The organism is Variovorax stachyos (genome assembly GCF_051400855.1).
Taxonomy (GTDB): Bacteria; Pseudomonadota; Gammaproteobacteria; order Burkholderiales; family Burkholderiaceae_C; genus Variovorax.
The window spans coordinates 317974-341190 of the sequence record NZ_JBLFFN010000006.1; the positions used below are offsets into that span (position 1 = coordinate 317974).

A 23217-nucleotide genomic window follows, 5' to 3' on the forward strand; every position below is an offset into this window, starting at 1 on the left:
CCTTCATGCGGCCTCGCGGGCACGCAGTGCGTGCACATAGGCTTCGAGCTGAGCAGCGCGGTGCGCGGCCGTGTGCTGGGCCAGGATGCGGCTGCGCGCCCGTTCGCCGACGGCGAGGCGTTCGTCCTCCGGCAGCTCGCGCAGCAGGCGAAGCACCTCGGCCGCCGAGTCGGCCAGGAAGATCTCGCGCCCGGGCTCGAGCAGGGTCTCGATGCCCTCCCACCGGTCGCTCACGATCGGCGTGCCGCAGGCCCCCGCCTCGAACAGCCGCACGCTGGGCGACCAGCCGGCCTCGATCATGTCGTCGCGCGTCACGTTGAGCGTGAAGCGCTGACGGTTGTAGAAGGCGCGGTGCTCGGCAGGCGGCAGGTGCTCGATGTGCTGCACGTTGCGCGGCCAGCCGATGCCGCCCGGGTACTTCGCGCCGGCCACGGCGAAGCGGCCCTCGTGCCACTGCCGGGCCGGCTGCAGCAGCATGCGCTCGACACGCGGCTGCCGGTCGTCGCTGTAGGTGCCCATGTAGCCCAGGTCCCATTGCAGCGGCAGCGGCTCGGGGAAATAGAGCGTGGGATCGACGGCGCAGTAGAGCACGCGGGCCGCCGGGGAGCCGAACTCGCGCTCCAGCCTGGCCAGCGTGGGGCCGCCGGTGAACGACAGGTACAGGTCGTAGCCGGCGATCTGCCGCGCCTCGAGGTAGGGCGCCTCGCCGGGCGGCGGTTCGTGCAGGCGCGCGAGCGTGACGGGCGTGTCGATGTCGTAGAAGGCCTTGAGGCCGGAGGCCTCGGCCTGCACCCAGTCGCCGACATCGACGCCGTCGCGCACGAAGGAACCGACGATCACCAGGTCCGCCGCGCCGATGTCCGCGGCATGGTCGCGCTGCAGCGCATCCAGGTCTTCGTAGAGCACCGTTCGGCCGAAGGGTGGCTGCGGCAGGTCGCGATGGCCGGCGTACCAGGGCACGTCGCATTCGAGGAAGAGCACGTCGTGCCCGCGCGCGGCCAGCTCCCGCACCAGGCCGCGGTAGGTGGTCGCATGGCCGTTGCCCCACGACGAGGTGATCGACAGGCCGATGATCGCGATGCGCAGCGGGGCTTGGTTCATGGACGGGCCTCCTCGCGGCTCAGTGGGCTCGGTGTGCTCACTGCGCCAGCTCCGGCACGCGCGCCGTCTCGCGGCCTTCGAGCAGGGCCTCGAGCTGCGCGGCACGGTGCGCGTAGGTGTGATGTGCCAGCAGCCGCTTGCAGGCGGCCTGGCCGATGCGGTGGGCGGAGACGGGGTCCAGCCGCTCCAGGTGCGCGGCCACCTCGTCGCCGCTGGATGCGACCAGCACCTCGCGCCCCGGCTCGAGGAAGAGCTCGATGCCTTCCCACGCATCGGTGATGAGGCAGGCGCCGGCGCCCGCGGCCTCGAACACCCGCGTGGCGGGCGAGAAGCCGTAGCGGGCCATGCTGTCGCGGCTGATGTTGAGCACCGCCTTCGGCGTGGCGTTGAAGGCGTTGTGGTCGGCCGTGTAGACATGGCCGATGTACTTCACGTTGCTGGGCATCGCCTTGTCCTGCCAGCCGCTGCCGCCGAGCAGGAAGCGGGCCTCGTGCAGCTGGGCGGCGGCACGCAGGAAGAACTCGTCGACGCGTGCTTCGCGGTCCGGCAGCCGGTTGCCCAGGAAGGACAGGTCCGCCACGAAGTGCGGCAGCGGCTCCACCGGATGGTGGGTGGCGGGATCGAGCGCGTTGTAGATGGGCACGCAGCGCCGCGCACCGAAGGCCTCGTAGGCGCTCACCACCGGCTCCCCGCCGCCATAGGTGAGCACCAGGTCGTAGCCCGGCACCAGCGCGCGGAAGGGGTCGGACGGATCTGCGTGCATGCGCTCCAGCGTGGCGGGCGCGTCCACATCCCAGAAGACGACCCGCGTGCGCGGGCTCTTGAGGTCGAGCACCGCGGCCTCCAGCAGCGCATCGAACACGCCCACGCCGCTGGCCTTCACCACCAGGTCGGCGCCGCGCGCCTGTTCGACCATGCGCAGCGCATGGTGCTCGCCCTCGCCCGGGTAGACGATCACCTCGGCCCAGTCGGGGTCCTCGATGTCGCGGTGCTCCTGGCGCCCGTAGGCATCGGGTTCGTAGAAGCGCACGCGGTGGCCGCGCTCGTGCAGCGCGCGCACGATGCCGCGGTAGTAGGTCGCGGCACCGTTCCAGTAGGCTGAGACCAGGCTGGAGGCGAAGAAGGCGATGTCCATGTTTGTTCTTCCTTGGTTCACGCGATGCTGGGCGCCGCATGGGCGGCCGGCCGGAGCTCGGCAAGAATGGCGAGCAGCTCGTCCACGCGGTGCGAGCAGGTGTGGCGCGCGAGCACGGTGCGCCGCCCGTTCGCCGACAGCTCGCGGCGGGCTTCGGGATCGGCCAGCAGCGCACGCAGGTGCCGCTTCATGGCCCGGCCGTCAGCCGCCACGAGGTAGTCGCGGCCGGGATGGAACAGCCCTTCGGCGTCGTTCCAAGGCGCGGAAACCAGGGGAATACCGCAGGCCAGCGCCTCGAACATGCGAATGGTCGGGATACCTGGCAAAGCCCTGGCATAGGGCCGGCGCGGCACGTGCACGGTGACTGCGTACTGCGCGAACACGCGCGGCGCCTCGTGGTTGGGAAGCCAGCCGCCGTAGTCGATGCCGGCCCGTTGCAGCCGCTCGAGCGCATGCGTGGGATAGCGCACGCCGTGGATGCGTGCCTTCAGCGCGAGCTGCCGCACCGGCTCCAGCAGGAATTCGCCGAGCTCGGCCTCGCGCTCGTCGTCGCCCCAATTGCCGATCCACACCAGGTCGCCCTCGCGCGCGAGGCCTTCGATGGGGTGGAAGCGGCGCACGTCCGCCGCCTCGTGCCAGGTCCATGCCTGGCGTGCCCAGCCGCGGGCGCGGTACAGGTCGCGGATCACGTTGCCGAAAGCGAGCACGCCGTCGTACTCCGACAGGTCGTAGCGGGCCATGGCCTGCGCATCGGTCACGCTGCGGTGGTGCGTGTCGTGGAACAGCAGACGGTAGTGCCGGCTGGCGCGGCGGTGCAGGCCGATGCGCCGGACCAGCGCATGCGAGTTCCACTCGTGCACGAGCACCAGGTCGGCGCCGTCCAGCGCCTCGTCCAGGTCGAGCGTGGGCTCGTCGTAGAAGTGGCTGCAAAGCTCCGGGTAGGCACGGGCGAAGGCGGCGAGCGCGGGCTCGCCGTGCTCGGCCAGCAGGTTCACGCGGCTCCATGCGTCCCGCGGTTCGTAGACTGCGAGCTCATGGCCGCGCGCGACGAGCTCGCTGCAGACGCCGCGCAGGAAGTGGGCATTGCCATGGTTCCAGTCGGACACCAGCGAGTGGCAGAAGATCACGACGCGCATGAGAACTCCTCCAGGCGCGGCGTTCGCGGCGGCGAGGCGTGCGCGATCAATTGACGGTAGGCACGGCGGTAGGCGTGGGCCATGCGCGCGGGCGTGAAGCGCAGCGCGCGGGCCCGCGCGTTGCGCGCCAGTTCGTCGCGCAACGACGGCTGCGCGATCAGGCGCAGCAGCGCATCTCGAAGTGCGTCGTGGTCGTCCGGTGCCACGTAGAGCGCGGCCGGCCCCCACAGCTCGCGCAGGCTGTCGATGTCGCCGAGCACCAGCGCGCAACCCGACAGCGCCGCCTCGAGTGCGCTCTGGCCGAAGGGCTCGTAGCGCGCGGGCAAGGCATAGATCGCGGCCTGCGACATCTGCGCAGCCAGTGCTGAAGGCGAGAGTTCGCCGAGCGGCTGCACCGCGCGCGTCTCGCGCATGGCGCCGCCGGGGCTGCCGGGGCTGCGCATTGCGCCGGCCACGCGCACTGGCCAGGGGAGTTCCGCAGCCACGGCCTCGAGCGCGGCCAGGTTCTTGGCCTCGTCCCACAGGCGCCCCGCCGACAGCACCACCGGCTGCTTGGCCGCTGGGCGGTAGGCCAGGGGACTGCGCCCGTTGGGCAGCACCAGGCCGGGCCGCGCAAGCCCGTGGTTCTCGGCCAGCGAGGCGAGCATCGCGTGCGTCGGCGCTGCGACCAGGCCGGCGCCGGAAAGGCCTGCGGCCACCACGCGGCGGTAGCGGTCGTAGCTCACAGGCGCGCTGCCGCCGCGCACCGCGCGCCACCACGACAGCACGCACGAATGCGCCACCACCAGCGTCGGCGCACGAAAGCGCAAGGCACCGAAGGCGAACTGGTTGAGGTGCACCACGTCGGGACGCAGCGCATGCTCGAGCTGCTGCAGCCAGCGGCCCGCGGCGGCGACATCGTCCCAGGGATCGTCCATCCATTCGAGCCGCCCCGTGCTCTCGTGCAGGGACAGCGCCGGAATGCCTGCCGCCTGCGCGCGCTGCGCCTCGGTGAGGCGCGCTCCCATGCTGGCCAGGGTGACCCGCACCCCAAGCGTGCCGAGCCCTGCCGCCAGTTCCAGCGCATGGGTCCAGACGCCGCCCACGCAGTCGGCCGTCATCAGGACATGGAGCGGGCGTTCAGCGGCCATAGATCGCATCCAGCACCGCCGCCACCTCGGCCACGCGCGCCACCTCGGGATCGAAGCCCGCGCCGGCCGCGACGCGGCGCGCCCAGTCGACCGCGGCACGGCCGCCCCAGTCGTCCGGAGGTTCGGCCAGCAGCGTGGCCCGGGTGCCGTCAAGGCGCTCGGCCACGAAATCGTAGAAGGAGCCGCGCAGGTTGCGCAGGCGCGCGCCGCCGCGCGTGCCGTGGAAAGTTGCCTCGATGACGGCATCGCAGCCGGCGTGCAGGTTCCACGAGCAGGCGAGCCGCGCGACGGCGCCACCGCCCAGTTCGAACTGCGCGATGGCATGGTCTTCCACCACCGACGGCCGCGGGCCGACACGGCGCCCCTGCGCCCACAGCGTGCTCTGCACTTCGAGCACGCGCGGAAAACCGAGCGTCCACAGCGCCAGGTCCACGAGGTGGATGCCCAGGTCGATGACGCAGCCGCCGCCCGAGCGCTGCGGGTCGCGGAACCACGGCTTGTCGGGCCCGTAGGCGTTGTGGAAGACCAGGTCGACCGCGTACACCTCGCCGATGTCGCCGCCGGCCACCAGCTCGCGCACGCGGCGCATGGCGGCGGTGTGGCGATACGAGAGGTCGACCGCCAGCAGCAGCCCGGCCTTGCGCGCCGCATCGATCACGCGGGTGTTCTCCACGACCGTGCGGCCCAGCGGTTTCTGGCAGAAGACGGCCAGGCCGCGGGCCAGCGCGGCTTCGGCCTGCTGTGCATGCAGCGCGCTCGGCGTCGCGATCACGATGCCGTCGAGATCGTCGTCGAGCAGCGCATCGAAGGACGATGCCCGTGCCGCCCGCGGATGCGCGGCCGCCGCAGCGCCGAGCGCCTCGGGCCCGGCATCGCACAGCGCCGCGACCTCGGCAGCGCCATCCGCGGCGATCGCCTCCATGCGGTGCCGGCCGATCCAGCCGACGCCGAGGAAGCCCAGGCGCGGCCTGCGCTTTGCGTCCGACAGGGCGAGTGCAGGGCTTGCCGGTGCGCCCTCGACCATCAGTTCGCTTGTTTCGCTCATGTCGCTCACTTCGTTTTCCTCCTCCGCCCATGTCAGCTGCTGGTGACCACGGCCTTGAGAAATCCGTCGGGGCGCTTGCGGGTGAGCTCCAGCGCTTCGCCCAGCCGGTCGAGCGGAAGGCGATGCGTGATCAGCGGCTCGGGGTCGAGCACGCCCGTGGCCATCAGCTCGATGGCCCCGCGAATGCCTTCGATGTAGCGGGCCGGGTCGCGCTCGTGCGCGTTGATGACGTCGATGCCGCGCCAGTTCCACAGCTGCAGGTTGACCTGGCGCATACCGTCCTGGTGATAGCCCGCGATCACGAGCCGCCCGCGCTCGCCCGTGAGCTCGCCGGCGAGATCCAGCGGCCACTGCAGCCCGACGGCTTCGATGACGCGTTCGCACCAGCGCCCTTCGGTGAGCCGCTTGGCCTCTTCCAGGATGCGCGCGTGCTCGTCCATGAGGATGGTCTCGGCGGCGCCGGCCTCCCGCGCAATTTCCAGCGCAAAGGGCCGGCGCGAGATCGCGATCACGCGCGCACCGGCGTTCGCGGCCAGTCGCGTGAGCAGGGCTCCCAGGAAGCCGATGCCGACGATGGCCACGGTCTGGCCTGCCTCAATGCCGCTGCGTCGGAAGATGTTCACGGCGCAGCCGAGCGGCTCGCCCGGCATGACGGCATGGTCGAGCTCGGGCGGGATCGGCACCACGGCCTGGGCATCCGCCACGTCGTACTCGGCATGTGCGCGATAGCTCAGCGCGGCGACCCGCATGCCCTCGCGCAGGCCTTGCACGCCCTCGCCGATTGCAGCGATGCGGCCCCAGCCTTCGTGCCCGGGCGCACCCGCGGCCTGCGGATAGTCGAACCACGAGCGGCCCTCCCACAAGGGCAGGCTCGATGCGCACACGCCCGAGCCTTCGAGGCGCAGCAGCACCTGCCCCGGGCCGGGTGCGGGCCGCTCCACGCGCGCCAGCGTGGCCTCGCGCGGTGCGCTTATGACGCCGGCAAGCATTGGGGCTCCCAGCCGGTGCGGATGTCCGTTGCCAGCCCCGGGGCCGCGGCATCGCGCATCTCGCGCAGCCAGCGATGCAGGCGCTCGATGCCTTCGGCAGCGCTGATCCGCGGCGTCCAGCCGGTGGCCTCCCGGAAGCGGCGGATGTCCGAGACGTAGTAGCGCTGATCGCCGGTGCGCCAGCCGCCCGCCTCGATCCGCGGCCGCATGCCGTCGAGCCGCTCGATGTGCTGCAGCAGGTCCAGCAGGCTGATGACGTTGTCCGGCCCGCCGCCGATGTTGAAGGCCTGGCCCGAGAGCCGCTCGACGTGCCGGTCGGCCAGCAGGAAGGCCTCGACCAGGTCGTCGACGAAGAGGATGTCGCGCACCTGCCGGCCGTCGCCGTAGATCGTGATCGGCCTGCGCTCCAGCGCACGCAGCAGGAAATGCGCGACCCAGCCCTGGTCCTCGGTGCCGAACTGATGCCGCCCGTAGATGCAGCTCATGCGGAACACCACCGTCTTCAGGCCGAAGCTGCGCGCGTAGTCGTGCACGTACTGGTCGGCGGTGCCCTTCGAGCAGCCATAGGGACTGTGGAAATCGAGCAAGCGCGATTCCGGAATGCCATGCGCGGCAAGCTCCTGCGACACGGGCGCGTAGCGCTGTCCGCGCAGCTCGAGCGCGATGTCCTCGAGGCCGCCGTAGACCTTGTTGGTCGAGGTCATGATGACCGAGGGCGGCACGCGCTGCGCGCGCGCGGCCTCGAGCACGTTGAGCGTGCCCAGCGCGTTGATCGAGAAGTCCTCGCGGGGATCGACCAGGCTGGTGGTCACCGCCACCTGCGCCGCGAAGTGGAACACGCGGCGCGCACGCGCGACGGCCCGCTCCACCGCCTGCGCGTCGCGCACGTCGGCGACGGCGATCTCCAGGCCTTCGCGATGCGTGTTGCGCAGCCACGCCAGGTTGTGCTCGACGCCTGCGCGAGACAGGTTGTCGAGCACGAGCACCGGTTGCTTCTCGGACAGCAGGCGATGTGCGAGGTTGGCGCCGACGAAGCCGGCGCCGCCGGTGATGAGCGTGAGCCCTTCGCGGGCCGCACTTGCGTTGAGGACCCTGACTTTGCTTCCGTTGGGCCGCGTCATATTGCGAGCCCCCGGGCATCGAGTTCGGCGCTCGCCTGCGCCACGCGGTCGACGGCAGCCTGCCCTTCGAGCCAGGCCGCCAGCTCGGCCAGTCCGTCGTCGAGCTTGACCTGCGGCGTGTAGCCCAGGATGTCGCGCGCCTTCGAGATGTCGGCGAAGCAGTGCCGGATGTCGCCCACCCGGTACTTGCCCGTGATCTCCGGCTGCAGATGCTCCTTGCCGGTCACCGCGGCGAGCCGCTGCGCGATCTCGCGCACGGTGCGGGCTTCGCCGCTGCCGATGTTGAAGACTTCGCCCGCCGCGGCCGGCGTCTCCAGCGCGAGACGGCAGGCACGCGCGATGTCATAGACGCTGACGAAGTCGCGCTGCTGCCATCCGTCCTCGAATATTCGGGGCGGGCTGTCGTTCAGTAGGCGCGAGGCGAAGATCGCGAGCACGCCGGTGTACGGGTTCGACAGCGCCTGGCGCGGCCCGTAGGCATTGAAGAAGCGCAGCGCGACCGCCTTCATCCCGTAGGCGCGGGCGATCATCAGGCACATGCGTTCCTGGTCGAACTTGGAGAGCGCATACACCGAGGCCAGTGCCGGCACCTTGGTCTCGGGCGTCGGCGCGGGCATGAGCGGCGCTCCGTCCCCGTCGCGCCATTCCCACTCGGCGCGGCGCAGCTGCTCGAGCGAACGCTCGCCCACGACACGGGTCTCGCCGCCCGCGGTGCGGTACAGGCCTTCTCCGTAGAGGCTCATGCTGGAGGCCACGATCAGCTGCGCGACCGGCTTCTCGATCAAGGCCTCGAGCAGCACCGCGGTGCCGAGGTTGTTGGTGCGCGTGTAGTGCATCACCTCGTACATGCTCTGCCCGACGCCGACCGCGGAAGCGAAGTGGAAGACGGCGTCGACGCCGCGCAGCGCACTGCGCACCGCCGAAGGGTCGCACACGTCGCCGTGCATCAGCTCCACGTCGGGGTCGAGGTAGTCAGGCCTTCGGGCGTCGCTGCCATGCACCTGCGAGGCGAGGTTGTCGAGGACGCGCACGCGAAGATTGCGCGCAAGAAGTTCGTCCGCGAGATGAGAGCCGATGAAGCCGGCCCCCCCGGTAATGAGTACAAGCTGCGACATGGAAGGAAGTCCCTGTTCTTGTTTGTTGACGGACCGGTCGCGCATGAAGGCAGTCGACCGCTGCTGAAGGCCAGAGCCTCTTATGTCGCCGCCACGTTTTCTGTGCGATGCAACTGACTGAGATGTAGGAACAAGGCTTCGTTACGCCACTGCTGAGCTGGGGTATGCAGCATGCGCGCACATGATGGAGGCTCGCATCAACAAAGAGCAGAGAGGTCATCGATCCATGAACAAGATTCGCGTCGCGATCATCGGCGTCGGCAATTGCGCTTCGTCGCTGGTGCAGGGCGTCCACTTCTACAGCGAAGCCTCGGGCAATGCCTTCGTACCGGGCCTGATGCACGTCGATCTTGCAGGCTACCGGCCGCGCGACGTCGAGTTCAGCGCGGCCTTCGACGTGCATGCGGGCAAGGTGGGGCTCGACCTCGGCGAGGCGATCCTGCAGGCGCCCAACAACACGATCCGCTTCGCGCAGGTGCCACAGCTGGGCGTCAAGGTGCAGCGCGGCCCCACGCTCGACGGCATCGGCAAGTACCTGCGCGGCGTGGTGCCGCAGGCCCGCGCCAAGCCGGTGAACGTCGCGCAGGTCCTCAAGGACAGCGGCACGGACGTGGTGGTGTCGTACCTGCCGGTGGGTTCGACCAAGGCCACCGAGTGGTATGCCGAGCAGGTGCTCGAAGCGGGTTGCGCCTTCGTGAACTGCGTGCCGGTCTTCATCGCATCGTCGCGCCATTGGCAGCAGCGCTTTGCCGAGCGCGGCCTGCCGGTGATCGGCGACGACATCAAGTCGCAGGTGGGCGCGACGATCGTGCACCGCATCCTCACCGACCTGTTCCGCAAGCGCGGGGTGCAGCTCGATCGGACCTACCAGCTCAACTTCGGCGGCAACACCGACTTCCTCAACATGCTGGAGCGCGAGCGCCTCGTGTCCAAGAAGATCTCGAAGACGCAGGCGGTGACCAGCCAGCTCGGTCACCCCATGAAAACTGAGGACGTGCACGTGGGGCCGAGCGATCATGTGCCCTGGCTCACGGACCGCAAGTGGTGCTACATCCGCATGGAGGGCACCACCTTCGGCGACGTGCCGCTCAACTGCGAGATCAAGCTCGAGGTGTGGGACTCGCCGAACTCCGCGGGGGTGGTGATCGACGCGGTGCGCTGCGCCAAGCTGGCGCTCGACCGCGGCATCGGTGGCCCGGTGCTCGCGCCGGCCAGCTACTTCATGAAGTCGCCACCGCAGCAGTTCACCGACGACGAGGCGCGCGAGCTCGTCGAAGCCTTCATCCGCGGCGATGCCGAGGCGCTCGCGCCTACGCCCACGCCGATGTCCGCGCGGCCGGCAGAAGCCACCGAGGAAGCGATCGTTCCGCCCGAAAGCAAGAGCAGACAGACATGATCGAAGCCGTCAAGTTCTGGAACGAGCCCAACAACAAGTCGCACTGGGATCTCGAACTCGATCCGGAGTGGAGCGCCTATTGCGCAATGGTCAAGGAGGCCTCGGCAGCGGTCCGCGCCGAAAACGCCGACCTGACGCAGGTGCTGGGCGGCATCTCGCCGATCGATCCCTTCTTCATGCAGCGGCTGCGCGACCAGGGCGTGCTCGACGGGCTCGATGCGGTGGCGGTGCATGGCTTCCCTCTCGACTGGAACCACTGGCAGATCGACGAGTGGCCGGCGCGCATTGCCGAGATCGAGGCCGTGACGCCCTTGCCGGTGTGGGTGACGGAAGTGGGCATCTCCACCTTCGGCGCCGAGGAGGTGCAGGAGTTCGGCCTGCAGCGCACGGCCGAACTGCTGCTGGGCCGCGTACCGCGCATCCACTGGTACTCGCTGTACGACCTGCCGAAGGCGTGGCCGGCGACGACGCGGCATCGCGAGGCCGAGGGCTCGAGCTACTACCGGCACTTCCACATGGGCTTGCTGCGCGAGGACGGCTCGCCCAAGCTGGCCAGCCGGCACTTCGGGGCCTATACGCCCGAGATGGGCATCTGCCAATGGTTCCACTTCGAGGACCATCGGCTCGACGATGCAGTGCAATGGCTGCGGCGCCTCGGCGTGCGGCGCCTGCGCACCGGCCTGAGCTGGGCCGACAGCTTCCGCCCCGGCGCGGACCGCTGGTTCGACCGGCAGATGCGGGCACTCGAGGACTTCGACCTGACGCTGACCTTCTGCTTCACACCCGAGCACCGCGGCGTGGCCGCGCACCACACGAGCCCGCCGCTGGTGGCCGGCGAGTACGCGGAGTTCTGCGCGCGGATGGTCCGGCGCTATGCGCCGGGCCTTCCCAGCGTGGCGCAGCCCTTGGCTCAGCCCTTTCTCACGCCTGCGCCGCGCGACGCGCCTTCGCCCGCGGCTTGAGATGCTTGGCGACGGTTGCCGCAGCAGGCGCCAGGTGCTGCGGCGCGCGCGGGGCAGTCACCTGCAGCGCGGCGCTTTCGCCGAGCAGGCGATCGAAGTAGGCGATGGTCTTCGTCAGCCCTTCCTCCAGCTGCACGCGGGGCTGCCAGCCGAGGATGTCGCGCGCGAGCTCGATGCGGGGCTGCCGCTGCAGCGGATCGTCCGAGGGCAGCGGGGCGAAGCTCAGCTTCGAGCGCGAGCCGGTGAGGCGGATCACGAGCTCGGCCAGCTCGCGGATGGTGAACTCGCCCGGGTTGCCGATGTTCACCGGGCCGATGCCCGCGCTCTCGGATTCCATGAAGCGGTGCAGGCCATCGATCAGGTCGTCGACGAAGCAGAAGCTGCGCGTCTGCCGGCCCTCCCCGTAGATGGTGATGGGGTCGCCGCGCAGCGCCTGCACGATGAAGTTCGACACCACGCGCCCGTCATTCGGATGCATGCGCGGGCCGTAGGTGTTGAAGATGCGCGCCACACGGATGTCCACCGCATGCTGGCGGTGGTAGTCGAAGAACAGCGTCTCGGCGCAGCGCTTGCCTTCGTCGTAGCAGCTGCGGATGCCGATGGGATTGACGCGCCCCCAGTAGCTCTCGGGCTGAGGATGGATGTCCGGGTCGCCATAGACCTCGCTGGTGGAGGCCTGCAGGATGCGCGCATGCAGGCGCTTGGCCAGGCCGAGCATGTTGATGGCGCCATGCACGCTGGTCTTGGTGGTCTGCACCGGGTCATGCTGGTAGTGCACCGGCGACGCGGGGCAGGCGAGGTTGTAGATCTGGTCGACCTCGACGTACAGCGGGAAGGTGACGTCGTGGCGCATGAGATCGAAGCGCGGGTGCTCCAGCAAGTGTTCGATGTTGCGCTTGGTGCCGGTGAAGAAGTTGTCGACGCACAGCACCTCGTGCCCTTCGGCGAGCAGCTTCTCGCACAGATGGCTGCCGAGGAAGCCGGCACCGCCGGTGACGAGGATGCGACGTTGGGCGTTGTAGATGCGCATGGCGTGGACTCGCTGAAGTTGGAGTGGAGAGTTGAAGTGCACAAAAACCTAGCAGAGTTTTCGGTGGCGAGAAACCGGACGAAGTCCTTCGCCGCGGTTGACCCTATTGATGAGCTGCCGCTTGCGGCGCTTTGCATTCAAAGGCGCTAGTGTGTTTGCCGTGAATACCTGGCAACCGAACTTCAGCTGGATCGACGACAGGCTCGCCGTCGGCGGCAGCTTCCCCAGCGAGCGCGCGGAAGGACTCGCGCGCGAGCACGGCATCCAGGCCGTGATCGACCTGCGCGGCGAAACGCAGCCCGATGCCGTCGTGCTGCGCCGGCACGGCATCGCGCTGCTGCACCTGCCGACCGAGGACATGTGCGGCGTGGCGATGCCTGATCTGGATCGCGGGATCCGCTTTGCCAACAAGTTCCTCGACGCAGGGCAGCGCGTGCTGATTCATTGCGAGCACGGCATCGGCCGCTCGGCCACGCTCGCGCTGTGCGTGCTGGTGCAGCGGGGCCATGCGCCACTCGACGCGCTCGCGATGATGAAGAAGCAGCGCCCGCTGGTGTCGCCTTCGCCGGAGCAGTTCGCCTGCTGGTGCGCGTGGTTGGAGAACCATCGCTCGACCAGCAATGTCGATTGGCGTGTACCGAACTTCGACGAGTTCCAGGCACTCGCCTATGCGAGTCGCCAGACGTAGTGCGTGATGCTGATCTATGGAGACACCGTCCGCCATGAAGACGCTGCCGCCGTGCTCGCCCGCCTGCGGCGCTGCCTGCGGGAGCTTGCGCTGCGGCCGCCGGGACTCGCGCGGCATGCACGCCTCGTGGGTGCGTTGATCGAAGCCGGCGAGTTCGCGCAGGGGCTTGCAGATGCGCAGCACGGCGCTGCCGATGCGGCGATGTCGCTCGCGCGCGCGCTGGCCCGGTGCTGCGCGCTCTCGTGGGACAGCGACTTCGAGGACGGCGGCTGCGTGCCGGCCGCCACGCTTGCCGCTTGCGCGGACCACCTGCCGCACGAGCCGATCGAACTGAAGCGCCCCGAGGGCTATGCCTACTACGCCCTCTACCCGGAGAGCTACCTGGAGACGGCACGGGCCCTCGACGCGTCGTCGTGGCAGGTGTTCGGCATTCGAAGCATCGGCACCAGCCTGTCGGCCATGGTCGCGGCCGGCCTCGGCGCCGGATGTCCGAGGACCTTGCGGCCGAGCGGGCATCCGTTCGCACGGCAGCTGGCGGCAGGCGCGAGCGCGAGCCACATGCATGCGGCGGCATTCGCGGTAGTGGACGAAGGTCCGGGGCTGTCGGGCTCCTCGATGGCGGCGGTGGGACGGTGGCTCCTCGATGCCGGCGTCGCGCCCGGGCGCCTCCATTTTTTCGTCGGCCATGCGAACGGGCCCGGCGCGATGGCGAGCCCGGATGTGCTCGCGGTGTGGCGCTGCGCGCAGGTGCACGCGGCGAGCTTCGAACAGACGATCCTGCGTCCGAAGCGGCCGGCGCACGGCCTTGAGAACTGGATCGCGCCGCTGGTCGGGCCGCTGCGGGCGCCGCTGCAGGACATCTCGGGCGGACGCTGGCGCGGACTCCAGCGCCGCCCGGCCGCTGAAGCGCCGCCGGTGCATCCCGCCTGGGAGCGCCGCAAGTTCCTCGCGGACACCGCGGACGGCCGCTGGCTGGTAAGGTTCATCGGCCTGGGCCGGGAAGGGGAACGCAAGTACGTGCGCGCGAAAGCCTTGGCCGCGGCCGGCTTCGTGAACCAGCCCGCGGGGCTGTGCCACGGCTTCATGGTCGAGCGCTGGCGCGACGACCTGCTGCCGATGCCGGCGCAGCCGGCCGGCGATCTGCGGGCCCGGCTGATCGATCGCCTCGGCGACTACCTGGGCTTTCGTGCGCGCGCGTTCCCGGCGTGCGAGAGCGCCGGCGCCTCGGTGCGCAGCCTCTGGGAGATGGGCCGCTTCAATACGCAGGCCGTGCTCGGCGCGGGGCTGGCCGCGGCGTGGGATGCGTGGGAGCCGGCACTGGACCAACTGTCGCGTGCGCTCCGCCGCATCGAGACCGACAACCGGCTGCACGCGTGGGAGTGGCTCACGGCGGGCACGCTCATCCTCAAGACGGACGCGGTCGACCATCATGCGGCGCACGACCTGGTGGGCTGCCAGGACCTCGCCTGGGACATCGCCGGGGCCGCGGTGGAGTTCGAGCTTTCCACCGACGAGGTGGCGCGGCTGATCGCGCGCTGCGGCCGCGTGCCGAACCCGGCGCTGCTGTGCTTCAGCCGCCTGTGCTACCTCGCCTTCGAGCTCGGACGCTGCCATGAAGCCATGGCAGCGTGCGCCGCGGCAGACCCGCCGATGCAAGCCGCTGCAGCACGCTACGAGGAGGGCTTGCGCGCCGCGCTCGCGGCGTCGTCGCCGGCAACACCGGCGTGCAGGAAAACGTCCGACTCCGGCACGGCCTCTGCGCCCGCGCCACGGTGCACGCAGACGGGAGATGTTGTACCCATTGCTCCAACGACCCGTTCAGGAGGCGAGATGGAACAGCAGCAGAAGCAAGCCCAGCAGCAGCAGCAACAGCAACCGCGGGCCGTGCCGCCGAACGACGAGAGCGGTTCGTCGGTCGCCGGCGAGGAAGACCCGGGCGCGGCGATCGAACCCACGACGCCGAAGGCCGGCGACGAGGCCCCGCCGGGCACGCCGGGAACCGGCGAAGGGATCTGCCGCCGCTGTGGTGGCAGCGGACGGATTTCAGGCAACGAGTCTTGCCCCGACTGCGGCGGCACCGGGCATGTGACGGTCGGCATCGGCGGCGCCTGAACGGGTGCTGCGAGGGCTGGCATGCACCTTGCCACCTTCCCCTGGATCGGACGTGCGGCATCGTGCCGCCGCCGAAAACCGGGGAAGCGGAATGACAAGCACGGCCAGCAAGGGGGCGACGGTCGACCAGGGAGCAGTCAACAAGGCATCGCATGACTTCGACTACCAGGGCTGGAAGGTCAAGGTGGAGTTGGACGGTGCCAGTTCGGAAGGAATCGTCTCGGGACATGCGGATCTCTACGAGCGATCGAAGTTCGTGTGCCGGGTCATGCTGTCGGCACGCCACCGCGACGGCAGCAGTGCGATGCAAGCGCTCGCCCGCAAGGCACGTGAGGTCATTGACGGGCGGCTGATGCAAGGCAGCGCCTGATCGAGGCGCCGGGCTCGGCCGGCCTGCGTGTAAATCCTGCAGTACATCTTTCCGAACAGAGATGGCCAGAAGCAATTCGAAGACGCGGGTGAAGGGGCTGCTCATGGTCGGGTTCGGCGCCATGGGCCAGGCGGTTCTCCCCCTGCTGCTGCGGCACTTCGAGCTCGATCCTTCCAACGTGAAGATCGTCAAGACCGAGGAGGACGAGAGCGGCATTGCGGCCGAATTCGGCGTCGAGGTGATCGTCGCGAAGCTCGAAGAAGGCAACCATGCCGCGGTGCTCGAGCCGCTGCTGGTCGGGGGCGGCTTTCTGCTCAATCTCTCGATCGACGTGTCGAGCCTTGCACTGATCAGGCTCTGCCGGCAGCACAACGTGCTCTACCTCGACACCTGCAACGAGCCCTGGGGCGGGCGCTACGACGACCCCTCCCTGCCGCTGTCGCGGCGCTCCAACTACAGCCTGCGCGAGGAGCTGCTGGCCTACAGGCTGGACAAGCGCAGCGGTCCGACCGCCGTGGTGACGCAGGGCGCCAATCCGGGCCTGGCCTCGGCGCTGGTGAAGCAGGCCCTGCTCAACATGGCGGCAGACAACCGGATGCAGCTCGACGCGGTGCCGGCGAGCTACGAGGAATGGGCGGCGCTGGCGCAGAAGCTGGAGATCAAGGTCATCCATGTCGCGGAGCGCGACACGCAGATGGCCAGGCAGCGCAAGCAGCGCGACGAGTTCGTCAACACCTGGTCGGTCGAGGCCTTCGTCGACGAAGGCCTGCAGCCTGCGGAGCTGGGCTGGGGCACGCACGAGCGGCACTGGCCCGCGGATGCCGAACGGCACGGCTTCGGCAGCGACGCCGCCATCTACCTTCGCCGCCCGGGCTTGATGACCCGCGTGCGCAGCTGGACGCCGCTCGAAGGCCCCTACCACGGCTTCCTGGTGACGCATGCCGAGTCGATCTCGATCGCCGACCACCTGAGCCTGCGCAAGGACGGGGCGGTCGTCTACCGCCCCACCGTGCACTACGCCTACCACCCCAGCGACGATGCCGTGCTCTCGCTGCACGAGCTGGCCGGAAAGAACTGGCAGCTGCAGCACAGGCACCGCATCGTGCGCGACGAGATTGTCGAAGGCATGGACGAGCTCGGCGTGCTGCTGATGGGGCATCCGCGCGGCGTGTACTGGTTCGGCTCGCGGCTCACCATCGAGCAGGCGCGCGCCCTGGCTCCCTACAACAACGCCACCAGCCTGCAGGTGGCGGCGGGCATCCTGGGCGGCATGGCCTGGGCACTGCGCCACCCGGATGCGGGCCCGGTCGAGCCCGACGATCTCGACCACCAGACGGTGCTGGAAACGGCGCTGCCCTACCTCGGCGAGGTGGTCGGTGTCTGGGGCGACTGGACGCCGCTGAAGGACCGCAGCCCGCTTTTCGAAGAGGACAAGGACCTCGAGGACCTGTGGCAGTTCCTCAACTTCCGGGTGAGCTGAATTGTGCTGTTGCGCAAGGAACTCGGCGTCGTCGAGAACTCCTACTACGAGGCCAGCGTTGCGCGCCCCGCGCCGGCAGAGCCGCTGGCGAAGGTCACGTCGGCCGATGTCTGCGTGGTGGGCGGCGGCTACGCGGGCGTGTCGGCCGCGCTGGAGCTGGCGGCGCGTGGCTATGCGGTGACGCTGCTGGAAGCGCAGCGCATCGGGTGGGGCGCTTCCGGACGCAACGGCGGGCAGGTGATCGTCGGCTTCGGCGCCGACGGCGAGGCCGCGATCGAGAAGCAGTTCTCGCGCGAGGATGCGCGGCGCGCGTGGGAGATCTCGGTCGAAGGCATGCGCCTGCTGCGCGAGCGCATCGCCGGCCACCGCATCGACTGCGACTGGCGAGACGGCTTTCTTAACCTCGCGGTCAAGCCGGCGAAGTCGCGCGCCCTGCGTGCGTGGATGGATCACGTCATGCAGCTCTACGGCTATCCGTTGCAATGGATCGAAGGCAGCGACATCGGCGGCTGGCTGGCCAGCGGGCGCTTCGATTCGGGCATCTTCGATGCCGGCTCGGGCCATCTGCATCCCCTGAAGTACTGCCTGGGCCTCGCCACCGCCGCACGCGCCGCGGGCGTGCGCTTCCACGAGAACTCGGCCGTGCAGGTGATCGAACGCGGCAGCCGTCCGGTGGTGCGCACCGCGCAGGGCGAGGTGCACTGCGACTTCGTGCTGCTGGCGGGCAACGTGTACCTCGCGGAGTACGGCGACGACGTCGCGCCGGAGGTGTCGTCGCGCATCATGCCCGTGGGCACCTACATGATCGCCACCGAACCGATGGGCCACAGCCGCGCCGAGGCGCTCATCCAGGGCCGGGCCGCTGCTTCGGACACCAACTTCGTGCTGGACTATTTCCGCCTGAGTGCCGACGACCGGATGCTGTTCGGCTCCGGCGACAGCTACAGCGGAAAGACGCCGCGCAAGCTGATCGACAAGATGCGCGACAGCATGCTCGCCGTGTTTCCCCAGCTCGCCGACCTGAGGATCGAGCATGCGTGGGGCGGCTTCGTCGACATCACGATGAACAAGGCGCCGGACTTCGGCCGGCTTCACCCCAACATCTACTACCTGCAGGGCTTCTCGGGGCATGGTGTCGCGATGGCCGGCATGGCAGGCAAGCTGGCCGCCGAGGCGATTGCGGGGCAGGTGGAACGCTTCGATCTGTTCGCGCGCCTTCGGCATCGCGCATTTCCCGGCGGGGCCCTGCTGCGAACGCCGGCGCTGGTGCTCGGCATGCTGTACTACCGGCTGCGCGACGCGATGTAGCGTTGGACTACAAGGAAAAAGGACCGGTGCCGGGGTCCTCGGGCGGCGCGAATGCCGAGCATGGGAACTGATGAAGCCCAGAGGGTCTGGGCCCAACCATCGGGAGTCCCCATGAACAAGTCCCTGAGTTCCTGTTTTCGCAGAAGCGCCAATCTCCACTGGGGCCTCTGGGCCCTGGCGGCAGCGGTCGCTCCGGCCGTCGCCCAGCCGACCGGCAATCCGAAGGGCACCGCGCCCATGAACGCGGAAGGCAACAGCGCGAAGCCGCCCGCCACGCGCAAGCGCGACACCGGCGTCGTCGAAGAGCGGCGCACGGAAGACGCCAGCGGTTCCACCTCCAAGGCCGCCCGGGAGGGCCATCTGCGCACGCCCGGCGTGGGGACTGCCGGCGGGCTCACGGGTCGGCATCCGGGCGACGGCTCGACCAACCGCACGACGGAGACCGACCAGGCGCCGCCTGTGAAGAAGCGCTGAGCCACACGAGGCCCGCCCTCCGGAGCGGGCCCGCCGCTTGCCCGTGGAGCGCGAGGCCTGCCTGCGTTCACTTTCGATGATGAGCGCTCGCCGGTTCACGCGCGCCCCTTCACTTCTTCCTGGAGACACCCACATGCCACGCTCCGTCAAAGCCGAACAGGACGCCGTCGAGCAGCCGCCATCGAGCGATGTGCTGCCGCTCGAAGCGGAAGTCAGGGCAGCCGATCTCGGCTCTGCCGACGCCGGTGCCGACGCCGGCGGCGAGGAGAGCACCGAGCCGGACGCATCGCGCGAAGCCCGCATCCGGGAAGCGGCCTACGCCGCCTATGAGCGCCGCGGCAAGGCACCCGGCGGCGAAGAAGAAGACTGGCTCGAGGCCGAACGATCGATCGATGCGCAACGGAATGGGCGCACCGGCAGCGCAGAGCGGTAGCCGTCCGGCTCCACCGCGCGATCAGCCCAGCGCGGTGTCCAGCACCATCATGACGACGAAGCCGAGGACCAGCCCGCCGGTGGCGAAGGCCTCGTGCCCCTGCCGGTGCGATTCGGGAATGACCTCGTGGCTGATCACGAAGAGCATTGCGCCCGCCGCCATGGCCAGTCCCCACGGCAGCATGGTGGCGGAGATGGTGACGAGCACCGCCCCGGCCACCGCTGCGACCGGCTCCACCAGGCCCGACACGACGCCGAGCGACGCCGAGGCGACCCGCCCGTAGCCGACGCCGCGCAACGCCAGGGCCACGACCAGGCCTTCGGGCACGTCCTGGATCGAGATGCCGGTGGCCAGGGCGGCGGCGCCGACCGGATCGGTGCCGGCGAAGGCGACGCCGATCGCGAGCCCCTCCGGCAGGTTGTGCAGCACGATGGCCAGCACGAACAGCCAGACGCGCCGCAAGGTGCGCGCCTGCGGGCCTTCGAGGCCCTTCACGAAATGCTCATGCGGCACGGCCCGGTCGATGGCCAGCAGCAGCAGCGCACCCAGCACGATGCCTCCGCCGACGATGCCGGCAGCGCCCCACGCACCGGCACCCTGGGCCTTGGCCGCTGCCAGGCCGGGGATCACCAGCGAAAAGGAGCTTGCGGCCAGCATCACGCCGGCGCCGAAGCCGAGCATGGTGTCGTAGCTGCGCTGCGAGAACTGCTGCGACAGCAGCACCGGCAAGGTGCCGAGGGCCGTGGCCAGCGCGGCGACCATGCCGCCGATCAGCGCGCCCTGGATCCGCGCGTCGCCACGCGCCACGCCTTCGAAGGCCTGGTGGGCGAGGATGACCACGCCCGCCACGACGATGGCGATGCCCACCCAGCGCCGCAGCGGCAGCCGGCGGCGCGGGCGCAGCGATGCGCCGCCGGATGGCCACCACGGTTCCACGGCCGGCTACCGATGGAAGGCCGTCTTGCGCGGCAGATGGCGCCGCGCTCGCCCGGATCGGCTGGCCCACAACAGGCCGAGGGCCGCGAGCCCGGCGATCGAGAGCGCCGCCGTGTTGCCCGAGACCGCGCGGCCCATGTCGAGCGCGATCTCGCCGCTGCGGGGCGCGACCAGCTGCACGCGGCGCTTGGTCATGCGCGCGCCCAGCTCGCCGAGGCTGTCGGCGAGCAGGCGCTCGGCCGCCGGCAGGACGACGGTTTCCTCGTCGGCCACGTGATGCAGCACCTCGCGCATCAGTGCCATCACGGTCTCGTCGTAGTCGACGGCCTCCGGCTCCATCCGGCGCAGCAGCCCGATGAGCCGCTTCATTTCCTCGTGCTCGGCCATGCTCTCGCGGATGAGCGCATCCTCGGTGACCTCGCGCACGGCCGGGTAGAAGATCTCCTCTTCCAGGCTGGCATGGACCTCCAGCGAGGTGCAGATCGTGGAGGCGAGGCCCTTTCTCACGCGGGCCGGCGCACTGGCCTTGTACTGGTGGAAGGTGGACATCACGTGCGTGTGGTCCAGGCGAATCATGTTCGTTGCGGTCGGCAACAAACGGGAAACCAGGTTGTTCATGGCGTGCTCCGTTGCTGGGCGGAAAAAAGGCGGTGGCCAGGCCACCGCCAACCCACGTCGGGAAAGGGTCACGCGGCCGTGCCGGTGAGCTCGCCCATCAGCTCTTCCTTGCGCGTCTCCAGTTGCTCGCGCAGGGCGACGAGGTCGAGCCCGCGCGCTGCGCGCGCCTTGACGAAGATCTCGTTGCGCTCTTCCTTCACATGGTGGTCGATGTACTCGCCGAGCACCGTGACCTTGGCGTCGAACTTGTCGTCGACCTCGGTCGCCTCCTGGATCTGGGCGATCAGGTCCTTGGCGCTCGCGTGTTCGACCTCGGCTTCGTCGAGCAGGTCGGTCTCCTTGATGGCCTCTCGCACGGCCGGATAGAAGATCTCTTCCTCGATCTGCGCATGCACGGTCAGCTCCATGCAGATCTCGTTGGCGAGCTCGCGCCTCTTCTGGGTGGAACTGGCCGCCTTCGAGCTGGTCAGCGTCTCGTATTCCTTGAACATCTTCTTGACATTGCGGTGGTCGGTGTCGAGCAGGCTGCAGGCGTCGGGCTCGGAACGTTTGGTGGTGGGCATCGTGGGCTCCAATGGTGGGTGGTTGCGGGGAAGCACAGCTTGTGGTGACGTCATCGGGACTCGCGTAGGAGCGCGCCGCGGAGAAATGTCGATAAAGCGGAAGGGTGGAACGCGAGGCTCGCCTGCAGCTCATCCGTGGCGCGACGCAGCTCGACGCAGCGCGAGGGACGCTGGTCCGCGAAACCTCTGTCGTCCTACTTGCCGGGCCGGGGCTGCTCATGTCTGATCGCGGCCCGCACCCAAGGAGACCCGTCATGCCCATTCCGGAACGCAGGCTGCAGCGCACGTTGCGCACCGTCTTCGGACTGCAGGCCTTGCGCCCGGGGCAGCGGCAGGTGATCGAGCGCGTGCTGGGCGGGCGCTCCACGCTCGCGGTCATGCCCACGGGGGCGGGCAAGTCGCTGTGCTACCAGCTCCCGGCGCTGCTGCTCGAAGGCTGCACGGTGGTGGTATCGCCGCTGATCGCGCTCATGAAGGACCAATGCGAGAAGCTGCAGTCGCTGGGCATTGCGGCGGTGCAGTTCAACAGCCACGTGGAAGCCGACGAGATCCGCTCGGGCGAGCAGGCCGTGCGCGACGGCTCGGCACGCCTCGTGTTCGCCACGCCGGAGCGGCTTGCCGACGCCGGCTTCGCGGCACTGCTGCGGGGACGCAGGATCGCGCTTCTGGTGGTCGACGAGGCGCACTGCATCTCGCAGTGGGGGCACGATTTCCGGCCGGCATTCCTGGGCATTGGCACCGTCGCCAAGGAGATCGGCGATCCGCCCGTGCTGGCACTCACCGCGACGGCGAACAGCGAGGTCGCGGCCGACATCATGGAGAAGCTCGGCATCCCCAGGTCCGGGTGGATCGATACCGGCACCTACCGGCCCAACCTGCACTTCGCGGTGGAACAGCATGCACGCGAGGACGAAAGATTGCGCCGAACGCTCGCGCTGGTCGGCGGGACGAAGGGCAGCGGCATCGTCTATACCGCGACCGTGAAGGCGGCGGAAGCGGTGTACGAGGCCTTGCGCTCGGAGGGCGAATCGGTGGGGCTGTATCACGGCCGTCGCAGTGCGGCCGAACGGGGCGAGGCACAGGACGCCTTCATGGCGGATCGCCTGCGTGTGATGGTGGCGACCAATGCTTTCGGCATGGGGATCGACAAGGCCGACATCCGCTTCGTGCTGCACTACCAGATGCCCTCGGGCCTGGACACCTACTACCAGGAGGCAGGCCGCGCCGGGCGCGACGGCAAGCCGTCGGCCTGCACGCTGCTGTTCCTGCGCCGGGACCGCGCGCTGCAGCAGTTCTTCCTGACAGGGCGCTATCCCACGGAAGAGGAGCTCGACGCGCTCCTGCAGGCGCTGGAACGGGAGCCGCCTCACGCCAGCGGCCAGCCGCTGGCCGACCTGAAGGACAGCACCGGCCTGCCGCAGAACAAGCTGAAGGCGGCGGTCGGCATGCTGCGCAACCGGCGCATCGTCGGCGTCGATCGGGAAGGACGCGTGCGCCTGCTGCGCGCGGACCTCGCCGCCGACCAGGTGCATGAACTCCTGGCCGCCTACCGCCGCAAGCGCGAGCAGGACAACGCGACGCTGGAGCGGATGGTGTTCTATGCCCAGAGCGGGCAGTGCCGCTGGCAGGTGCTGCTCGCCTACCTGGAGGAAGAAGCACCGCAGGAGCGCTGCGGCAACTGCGACAACTGCCGCCGCATCGCGCAACACGAGGCGGCCATGGCAGCGGCGGACGCGGCGGCGGACAGCGAGGCGCCGAAGCTGCGGCATCCCGCACGGCCCCGGCTGCCGCCGCCTGCCTTCGTCGCCCGCCAGCCGGTCCGGGTCAAGCGGTACGGCGAAGGCAGCGTGGTGAGTGCGGATGCGTTGTCGATCACGATCGAGTTCGCCGACGGGAGCCGCCGCTGCTTCCAGCCCGATTTCGTGCAGCCCATCGTCAGCCGGAAGACTCCGGGCCGGGCGTCGCGGCCATCCGCCGGAACAGGATGAGAAGGCCGCAGGCGCGCGCCGAACGCGCGGCGCCGCGCAGCACCGACGGACTGCGACCCCGTCCTGCAACAAGAGGCCGCTTGCGCC

General features: G+C 69.6%; 22 protein-coding genes. 10 read left to right on the top strand and 12 right to left on the bottom strand.

Annotated elements, in window-relative coordinates:
• Window positions 1–3: 3 nt before the first annotated feature.
• From ACMGEZ_RS14000 to ACMGEZ_RS14035, 8 genes are read right to left on the bottom strand one after another with little or no spacing between them, the layout of a single operon-like run.
• Window positions 4–1101 (bottom strand): CgeB family protein, encoded by a 1098-nt coding sequence (locus ACMGEZ_RS14000; RefSeq protein ID WP_436822881.1) that lies wholly within the window; start codon window positions 1099–1101, stop codon window positions 4–6.
• Window positions 1102–1138: 37 nt separating this feature from the next.
• A complete protein-coding gene (locus ACMGEZ_RS14005) occupies window positions 1139–2236 on the bottom strand; it encodes a CgeB family protein (RefSeq protein ID WP_436822882.1) in 1098 nt (365 codons plus the stop codon).
• 17 nt (window positions 2237–2253) lie between these two features.
• The gene (locus ACMGEZ_RS14010; protein WP_436822883.1) at window positions 2254–3372 is read right to left on the bottom strand and encodes a CgeB family protein; all 1119 of its coding nucleotides are present in this window, start codon (window positions 3370–3372) and stop codon (window positions 2254–2256) included.
• Complete coding sequence (locus ACMGEZ_RS14015; RefSeq protein ID WP_436822884.1) at window positions 3360–4502, bottom strand: glycosyltransferase family 4 protein; 1143 nt, start codon at window positions 4500–4502, stop codon at window positions 3360–3362. Before ACMGEZ_RS14015 ends, ACMGEZ_RS14010 begins: the two co-directional genes overlap by 13 nt.
• Window positions 4492–5547: a Gfo/Idh/MocA family protein gene (locus ACMGEZ_RS14020; RefSeq protein WP_436822885.1), complete on the bottom strand. Its 1056-nt coding sequence runs from the start codon at window positions 5545–5547 to the stop codon at window positions 4492–4494. The genes ACMGEZ_RS14015 and ACMGEZ_RS14020 overlap by 11 nt, the downstream gene beginning before the upstream one ends.
• A 32-nt stretch (window positions 5548–5579) precedes the next feature.
• Window positions 5580–6536 carry an MDR/zinc-dependent alcohol dehydrogenase-like family protein gene (locus ACMGEZ_RS14025; RefSeq protein WP_436822886.1) on the bottom strand — a complete coding sequence of 319 codons (957 nt, stop codon included), beginning with the start codon at window positions 6534–6536 and terminating at the stop codon, window positions 5580–5582.
• Window positions 6518–7657, bottom strand: a complete 1140-nt coding sequence (locus ACMGEZ_RS14030) for an NAD-dependent epimerase/dehydratase family protein (protein ID WP_436822887.1) — start codon at window positions 7655–7657, stop codon at window positions 6518–6520. Before ACMGEZ_RS14030 ends, ACMGEZ_RS14025 begins: the two co-directional genes overlap by 19 nt.
• Window positions 7654–8772 carry an NAD-dependent epimerase/dehydratase family protein gene (locus tag ACMGEZ_RS14035; RefSeq protein ID WP_436822888.1) on the bottom strand — a complete coding sequence of 373 codons (1119 nt, stop codon included), beginning with the start codon at window positions 8770–8772 and terminating at the stop codon, window positions 7654–7656. Before ACMGEZ_RS14035 ends, ACMGEZ_RS14030 begins: the two co-directional genes overlap by 4 nt.
• Window positions 8773–8998: 226 nt before the next feature.
• On the opposite strand from ACMGEZ_RS14035, the gene ACMGEZ_RS14040 reads away from it, so the two are divergent.
• Complete coding sequence (locus ACMGEZ_RS14040) at window positions 8999–10168, top strand: inositol-3-phosphate synthase (RefSeq protein ID WP_436822889.1); 1170 nt, start codon at window positions 8999–9001, stop codon at window positions 10166–10168.
• Window positions 10165–11130, top strand: coding sequence for a glycoside hydrolase family protein (locus ACMGEZ_RS14045; protein ID WP_436822890.1), 966 nt, complete (start codon window positions 10165–10167; stop codon window positions 11128–11130). Before ACMGEZ_RS14040 ends, ACMGEZ_RS14045 begins: the two co-directional genes overlap by 4 nt.
• Here ACMGEZ_RS14045 and ACMGEZ_RS14050 read toward each other — a convergent pair.
• Complete coding sequence (locus ACMGEZ_RS14050; protein WP_436822891.1) at window positions 11090–12160, bottom strand: UDP-glucuronic acid decarboxylase family protein; 1071 nt, start codon at window positions 12158–12160, stop codon at window positions 11090–11092. The two genes, ACMGEZ_RS14045 and ACMGEZ_RS14050, sit on opposite strands and share 41 nt — an antisense overlap.
• A 160-nt stretch (window positions 12161–12320) precedes the next feature.
• On the opposite strand from ACMGEZ_RS14050, the gene ACMGEZ_RS14055 reads away from it, so the two are divergent.
• The 7 genes from ACMGEZ_RS14055 (at window position 12321) to ACMGEZ_RS14085 (ending at window position 19025) form a co-directional block, all read left to right on the top strand.
• Window positions 12321–12848, top strand: coding sequence for a protein-tyrosine phosphatase family protein (locus ACMGEZ_RS14055; RefSeq protein WP_436822892.1), 528 nt, complete (start codon window positions 12321–12323; stop codon window positions 12846–12848).
• Between the two features lie 6 nt (window positions 12849–12854).
• Window positions 12855–14960, top strand: a complete 2106-nt coding sequence (locus ACMGEZ_RS14060; RefSeq protein ID WP_436822893.1) for a hypothetical protein — start codon at window positions 12855–12857, stop codon at window positions 14958–14960.
• Window positions 14961–15051: 91 nt separating this feature from the next.
• A complete protein-coding gene (locus ACMGEZ_RS14065) occupies window positions 15052–15330 on the top strand; it encodes a hypothetical protein (RefSeq protein ID WP_436822894.1) in 279 nt (92 codons plus the stop codon).
• 61 nt (window positions 15331–15391) lie between these two features.
• Window positions 15392–16810: a homospermidine synthase gene (locus tag ACMGEZ_RS14070; RefSeq protein ID WP_436822895.1), complete on the top strand. Its 1419-nt coding sequence runs from the start codon at window positions 15392–15394 to the stop codon at window positions 16808–16810.
• Between the two features lie 3 nt (window positions 16811–16813).
• Window positions 16814–18118, top strand: coding sequence for an NAD(P)/FAD-dependent oxidoreductase (locus tag ACMGEZ_RS14075; RefSeq protein ID WP_436822896.1), 1305 nt, complete (start codon window positions 16814–16816; stop codon window positions 18116–18118).
• A gap of 111 nt (window positions 18119–18229) precedes the next feature.
• Window positions 18230–18592, top strand: a complete 363-nt coding sequence (locus ACMGEZ_RS14080) for a hypothetical protein (RefSeq protein WP_436822897.1) — start codon at window positions 18230–18232, stop codon at window positions 18590–18592.
• A gap of 133 nt (window positions 18593–18725) precedes the next feature.
• Window positions 18726–19025: a DUF2934 domain-containing protein gene (locus ACMGEZ_RS14085; protein WP_436822898.1), complete on the top strand. Its 300-nt coding sequence runs from the start codon at window positions 18726–18728 to the stop codon at window positions 19023–19025.
• A 21-nt stretch (window positions 19026–19046) separates the two neighbouring features.
• Here ACMGEZ_RS14085 and ACMGEZ_RS14090 read toward each other — a convergent pair whose 3' ends face one another.
• From ACMGEZ_RS14090 to ACMGEZ_RS14100, 3 genes are all read right to left on the bottom strand, one after another.
• Complete coding sequence (locus ACMGEZ_RS14090) at window positions 19047–19961, bottom strand: ZIP family metal transporter (protein ID WP_436822899.1); 915 nt, start codon at window positions 19959–19961, stop codon at window positions 19047–19049.
• A 6-nt stretch (window positions 19962–19967) separates the two neighbouring features.
• Window positions 19968–20579: a hemerythrin domain-containing protein gene (locus ACMGEZ_RS14095; RefSeq protein ID WP_436822900.1), complete on the bottom strand. Its 612-nt coding sequence runs from the start codon at window positions 20577–20579 to the stop codon at window positions 19968–19970.
• Between the two features lie 68 nt (window positions 20580–20647).
• A complete protein-coding gene (locus ACMGEZ_RS14100; protein ID WP_436822901.1) occupies window positions 20648–21142 on the bottom strand; it encodes a hemerythrin domain-containing protein in 495 nt (164 codons plus the stop codon).
• A gap of 254 nt (window positions 21143–21396) precedes the next feature.
• Here ACMGEZ_RS14100 and ACMGEZ_RS14105 point away from each other — a divergent pair, with 254 nt between their 5' ends.
• Window positions 21397–23130, top strand: a complete 1734-nt coding sequence (locus tag ACMGEZ_RS14105; RefSeq protein WP_436822902.1) for a RecQ family ATP-dependent DNA helicase — start codon at window positions 21397–21399, stop codon at window positions 23128–23130.
• The last annotated feature ends 87 nt before the right edge of the window (window positions 23131–23217 follow it).